Origin of the sequence: Streptomyces sp. NPDC060198 (assembly GCF_042728415.1) — a bacterium.
In the GTDB taxonomy this organism is placed as follows: Bacteria; Actinomycetota; Actinomycetes; order Streptomycetales; family Streptomycetaceae; genus Streptomyces.
The window spans coordinates 1-4973 of the sequence record NZ_JBHWZJ010000454.1; the positions used below are offsets into that span (position 1 = coordinate 1).

Consider the following 4973-nt stretch of genomic DNA (forward strand, 5'->3'; position numbering starts at 1 on the left):
CTCATCCTTGCCATGCGGGTAAGTTAGTACTCAATCACTAACTTAGTCAACCGGACGCCACCACCGCCACCGCTCACGGATGCCGCCGCCCTCGCCCGTGCGTAAGGGGCGCGGCCCATGGACCGCGCCCCTTACTTCACTCGACTCCGTACGGCGTCAGCCGAGCTGAACCACGGCGCGGGACATGCCCAGCACCTTCTGGCCGTCGCACACGGCGACCAGGTCGACCCGCACCTGGTTGTCGTCCAGCTTGGCGGCGACCTTGCCGCTGACCTCGATCAGCGCGCCCTTGTCGTCGTTCGGCACGACGACCGGCTTGGTGAAGCGCACCCCGTACTCCACGACCGCACCCGGGTCGCCGGCCCAGTCCGTGACCACCCGGACCGCCTCGGCCATGGTGAACATGCCGTGCGCGATGACGTCCGGCAGCCCGACCTCGACCGCGAACTTCTCGTTCCAGTGGATCGGGTTGAAGTCGCCGGACGCGCCCGCGTACCGCACCAGCGAGGCCCGGGTGACCGGGAAGGAGCGGGACGGCAGCTCCGTACCGACCTCGACCGACTCGTAAGCGACCTTCGCGGTCATCACGCCTCCTCGGCGGCTCGCGCCACCAGCTTCGTCCAGGCCGTCACGACGTGTGCGCCGGCCTCGTCGTGAACCTCGCCACGGATGTCCAGGATGTCGTTCCCGGCCATCGACTTGATCCGCTCGATCGTCGAGGTGACCGTCAGCCGGTCCCCCGCCCGCACCGGGCGCGTGTAGGCGAACTTCTGGTCACCGTGCACGACCCGGCTGTAGTCCAGCCCCAGCTGCGGGTCCTCGATGACCTGCCCCGCGGCCTTGAACGTGATCGAGAAGACGAAGGTGGGCGGCGCGATCACGTCGGGGTGACCGAGCGCACGGGCCGCGTCCGCGTCGACGTACGCCGGATGGGCATCACCCACCGCTTCGGCGAACTCGCGGATCTTCTCCCGGCCGACCTCGTACGCCGGGGTGGGCGGATAGGTCCGCCCCACGAAGGACTGGTCGAGCGCCATGAGCTCGCTACCTCCTGATGAAGAGAAAAAAGAGGGTCGAGGGAGGTCGAAGAACCAGCCCCACGACCCCATACAACGACACGAGGCCGCCCCCAGTGGGGACGGCCTCGTGTACGAGCCTGTTTCAGCGCGTTTCGCGGTGCGCAGTGTGCGAGTTGCAGCGCGGGCAGTGCTTCTTCATCTCAAGACGGTCCGGGTTGTTACGCCGGTTCTTCTTGGTGATGTAGTTCCGCTCCTTGCACTCCACGCAGGCCAGCGTGATCTTCGGGCGGACGTCGGTGGCAGCCACGTGAGTGCTCCTAAGACGGACGGATGGACGGATGAACGCATAAAAGAGTAGCCGATCGAAGGACCGACCCCACAATCGGCTACCGTTTGTAGCGGTGACCGGACTTGAACCGGTGACACAGCGATTATGAGCCGCTTGCTCTACCGACTGAGCTACACCGCTTTGATGAAAAGGTCCCCCTGCCGAAGCAGGGTTTCCCGATCACCAGAGCCCCAATGCGGAATCGAACCGCAGACCTTCTCCTTACCATGGAGACGCTCTACCGACTGAGCTATTGGGGCGAGCGAGGAAGACATTACACGGTTCTCCGCCGATCCCCCAAATCCGTTTCCGCGCACCCCCTCGACGGCCCCGCGCGAGGCGCCCCCAGAGGCCTGCCAGGCCTCTGATCAGGGATTGAGCACCGGGGGCCGGAACCACAGAAGCCCCACGGAACCCCTCCGTCCGGGGCGTCCCGGCGCACCTCGCCGGTATGACTATTTCGCCCCTCCACGGGACAGGTCGGACTCCGCCCTAGGCTCGGGCCGGTTCGATCTTGAAAATGGCCGTTCCGGCGGCGCTCCGGCACCGTTCCGTCGGCGTCCGGGCGCCGCGAGGACCATCACCCCTCCCGGGAGCGCGATGCCCGACAGCCGGCCGAGGCGGCCCGACCACGACCCGGCGGACGGCCCCGGCCCGACCCCCGAACCGCTCCTGCTGTGCGGCGCACGGCTCACCGACGGCCGCCTCGTGGACGTACGGGTGGCCGGCGAGCGGATCGAGGCCGTCGGGGCCCCCGGCACCCTCGGCACCCGGGGCTCACGGGTCGACCTGCGCGGCTACCTGCTGCTCCCCGCCCCCGCCGAACCGCACGCCCACGGCGACACCGCCCTCACCGCCCCCGGCTGCGACGTCGACCCGCGCCGCCCCCAGGACCTGCGCCGCCGCGTGACCGAGGCCGCCCTGCTCCAGCTGGGGCACGGCGCGACCGCGCTGCGCACCCATGTCCGGGTGGGCGGCGCGCAGGGCCTCGGGCCGCTGGAAGCCGTCCTGCAGGCGCGGTACGCGCTGCGCGGACTGGCCGACCTCACGCCCGTGGCGGTCCCCCGGCGCCTCGTCGGAGCCGGGGGCCGGGACGTCACGGCTCTGCTCCGCGACGCCGTCGCGATGGGCGCGGGGGCGATCGGCGGGCGCCCGGACCTCGACCCCGACCCCGACGCGTACGTGGAGCGGGCGCTCGCGGTGGCCGCCGAGCACGGGCTCCCGGTGGACCTGCACACGGACGCGGCCGACCCGGCCCGGCTGGCCCGACTCGCCACGCTGGCGACCGGGCTGACGACCGGACAGGGGGCGGGGTCCGGGGCGGGACCGGGGCCGTCGTGGGGGCCGGCGCCGGGCGTCACCATCGGCCCGTGCGGCGGTCTGTCGCGGCTGCCTCCGGAGACCGCGAGGCTGGCGGCCGGCCGGCTCGCGGCGGCCGGGGTGACGGTCGTCTGCCTGCCCCAAGGCGGCTGCTCCGGCGCGAAGCGCCGACTCACCGCCCCCGTACGCCTGTTGCGCGCGGCCGGGGTGCGAGTGGTGGCGGGCAGCGGGGCGTTGCGCGACACCGCCAACCCGGTCGGGCGGGGGGACCCGCTGGAGGCGGCTTACCTGCTGGCCTCGCAGCACGGACTGCCCGTCAGGGCCGCGTACGACGCCGTCGCGGACACCGCCCGGCAGGCGATGGGGCTGCCCGGGGTGCGGGTGGAGGCCGGCTTCCCGGCCGAGTTGCTCGCGGTGCGCGGGGACGGTCTCGCGGGCGTGCTCTCGCTCGCCTACAGCCGGATCGTGGTGCACCGGGGGCGGATCGTCGCCCGGACGAGCGCGGTGCGCGAGTACTGCGACTCGGAGCTTCCGGAGCCGTACGGGCTGCCCCGCCAGGGCAGACCCGGTCCGGGTACCGGCCCGGGTTGATCTTCCTCCGGGCGTGCTCCCGGCGCGCGGGCCCGCTCCGGCGTACGGTCGTGACCATGCGCATTGTCATCGCAGGTGGACATGGTCAGATCGCACTGCGGCTGGAGCGTCTGCTCGCCGCGCGCGGGGACGAGCCGGTCGGCATCGTCCGCGATCCGGGACAACGCGGGGACCTGGAGGCGGTGGGCGCCGAAGCGGCCGTCCTGGACCTCGAATCGGCCTCCGTGGACGAGGTGGCCGGGGTGCTCGAGGGCGCCCACGCGGTGGTGTTCGCGGCGGGCGCGGGCCCCGACAGCGGTGCGGGGCGCAAGGACACCGTGGACCGGGCGGCGGCGGTCCTGCTCGCCGACGCGGCCGAACGCGCGGGCGTACGCCGCTACGTCATGGTCTCGGCCATGGGCGCCGACGCCGCGCACGCCGGCGACGAGGTCTTCGACGTGTACCTGCGGGCCAAGGGCGCGGCCGACGACGCCGTACGGGCGCGTCCCGGGCTCGACTGGACGATCCTGCGCCCGGGCATGCTCACCGACGACGCAGGCACCGGCCTGGTCCTGCTCTCCCCGTCCACCGGCCGGGGCCCGGTCCCCCGCGACGACGTGGCGGCGGCCCTGGCCGAGCTGCTGGACACCCCGAGCACGGCGGGGCTCACCCTGGAGCTGATCTCGGGCAACGTGCCTCTGGCGGTCGCGGTCCGGAACGTCGCGGGGAACTGAGCGGGGCGGGGCGCCCCGGGGGTGGCCGGCGCCCCGGGGGACACACGGGGGGGGGAGCCGGCAGATTCACGAAGGGCTCCCCTGGCATTCCTGACCTGCGGTTTCTCAGCTGATGGGCACTCTCGGGACGCCCATGGGGAAGTCGTCGCCCGAGAGACTGCGCGCCCGGTGGGCCAGAAGCAGAAAAGGCTTCGCCCACCTCGTGCGGGCGGAGAACAATGCCGGGCATGGGGACAGACATCCACGGCTTCATCGAGTGCCGCTGGGACCGCTGGCTGGACGAGGACGATCGCGAGTGGTTCCAGGCCGTCGACCTCTCGCACCTCTACAACGGGCGGGACTACGCCGCCTTCGGGTGCCTGTTCGGTGTTCGCGACACCGGTTCGTTCCGCCCGATCGCCGATCACCGAGGCCTCCCGCCCGACGTGTCGACAGAGGTCCTGGCCGACTTCGAGTCCTGGAGTGACGAGACGCACGGCGAGTCCTGGATTTCGTGGGCGGAGTGGCAAGCCGTCGACTGGGCCGAACTCTCGAACGAGGTCGACGGCTGCGTTCACGAGTTCCGCCGAGGCTCCGACGGCGGCTGGAAGTTGCACGGACGGAACTCCGGCCTCAGCCGCTTCGCCGAACTCTCCGGCCTCACCACCGCCCGGCAGCTCTACTCCGCGGGCAGCGTCTTTCCCGAGAACACCGAGTGGCCGGACGGAGACCGGCTCTTCCGCGTCGGCCGCCTGCGGCGAAAGGACGCCGTACCCGACAGCGAATGGGGCGCCGTCTGGTCGGTCATGCGCACGCTGGCGCACCTGCACGGCGGCGAGGGAGTCCGCCTGGTCGTCTGGTTCGACAACTGACGTGCCTCGGCCCTGGACCGGCGCACGTCAGCGAGGGCAGCATCCGCGTCCCCGGGAGAGCACACGGGATGTGGCGACACGGGGGCCATCGGCACCTTCCGCAGCCGCGCTTGCACACATGAAGAAACCCCGTCCGACCTGCGTTTCAAGC

Annotated in this window: 6 protein-coding genes and 2 tRNA genes; 3 read left to right on the forward strand and 5 right to left on the reverse strand. The window is 71.8% G+C overall.

Translation table 11 applies throughout. The annotated features are described in order from the left end of the window. Positions 1-156 precede the first annotated feature (156 nt). The 5 genes from ACFWEP_RS31445 to ACFWEP_RS31465 all read right to left on the reverse strand — a co-directional run bounded on the left by ACFWEP_RS31445 (position 157) and on the right by ACFWEP_RS31465 (position 1607). On the reverse strand, positions 157-585 hold the full coding sequence (locus tag ACFWEP_RS31445; protein WP_387375212.1) for a MaoC family dehydratase: 429 nt from the start codon (positions 583-585) through the stop codon (positions 157-159). Beyond that, a complete protein-coding gene (locus ACFWEP_RS31450; protein ID WP_387375213.1) occupies positions 585-1037 on the reverse strand; it encodes a MaoC family dehydratase N-terminal domain-containing protein in 453 nt (150 codons plus the stop codon). The genes ACFWEP_RS31445 and ACFWEP_RS31450 overlap by 1 nt, the downstream gene beginning before the upstream one ends. A gap of 124 nt (positions 1038-1161) precedes the next feature. Next, positions 1162-1326 (reverse strand): 50S ribosomal protein L33, encoded by a 165-nt coding sequence (gene rpmG, locus ACFWEP_RS31455; protein ID WP_003956487.1) that lies wholly within the window; start codon positions 1324-1326, stop codon positions 1162-1164. 89 nt (positions 1327-1415) lie between these two features. Further along, a tRNA-Met gene (locus tag ACFWEP_RS31460) sits at positions 1416-1488 on the reverse strand. Positions 1489-1534: 46 nt separating this feature from the next. Continuing rightward, positions 1535-1607: transfer RNA gene (locus ACFWEP_RS31465), tRNA-Thr, on the reverse strand. 340 nt (positions 1608-1947) lie between these two features. On the opposite strand from ACFWEP_RS31465, the gene ACFWEP_RS31470 reads away from it, so the two are divergent. The 3 genes from ACFWEP_RS31470 (at position 1948) to ACFWEP_RS31480 (ending at position 4822) form a co-directional block, all read left to right on the forward strand. After that, the gene (locus ACFWEP_RS31470) at positions 1948-3258 is read left to right on the forward strand and encodes an amidohydrolase family protein (protein ID WP_387375215.1); all 1311 of its coding nucleotides are present in this window, start codon (positions 1948-1950) and stop codon (positions 3256-3258) included. A 56-nt stretch (positions 3259-3314) separates the two neighbouring features. Beyond that, entirely contained in the window at positions 3315-3971 is a 657-nt protein-coding gene (locus ACFWEP_RS31475) for an SDR family oxidoreductase (RefSeq protein ID WP_387375217.1), read from the forward strand. Between the two features lie 227 nt (positions 3972-4198). Then, complete coding sequence (locus ACFWEP_RS31480; RefSeq protein ID WP_387375219.1) at positions 4199-4822, forward strand: hypothetical protein; 624 nt, start codon at positions 4199-4201, stop codon at positions 4820-4822. The last annotated feature ends 151 nt before the right edge of the window (positions 4823-4973 follow it).

Excerpts from the sequence above, each read along its gene's own strand:
- ACFWEP_RS31470 (WP_387375215.1), top strand. The coding sequence starts at position 1,948 with ATGCCCGACAGCCGGCCGAGGCGGCCCGACCACGACCCGGCGGACGGC.
- ACFWEP_RS31445 (WP_387375212.1), bottom strand. The coding sequence starts at position 585 with ATGACCGCGAAGGTCGCTTACGAGTCGGTCGAGGTCGGTACGGAGCTG.
- ACFWEP_RS31480 (WP_387375219.1), top strand. The coding sequence starts at position 4,199 with ATGGGGACAGACATCCACGGCTTCATCGAGTGCCGCTGGGACCGCTGG.
- ACFWEP_RS31475 (WP_387375217.1), top strand. The coding sequence starts at position 3,315 with ATGCGCATTGTCATCGCAGGTGGACATGGTCAGATCGCACTGCGGCTG.
- ACFWEP_RS31450 (WP_387375213.1), bottom strand. The coding sequence starts at position 1,037 with ATGGCGCTCGACCAGTCCTTCGTGGGGCGGACCTATCCGCCCACCCCG.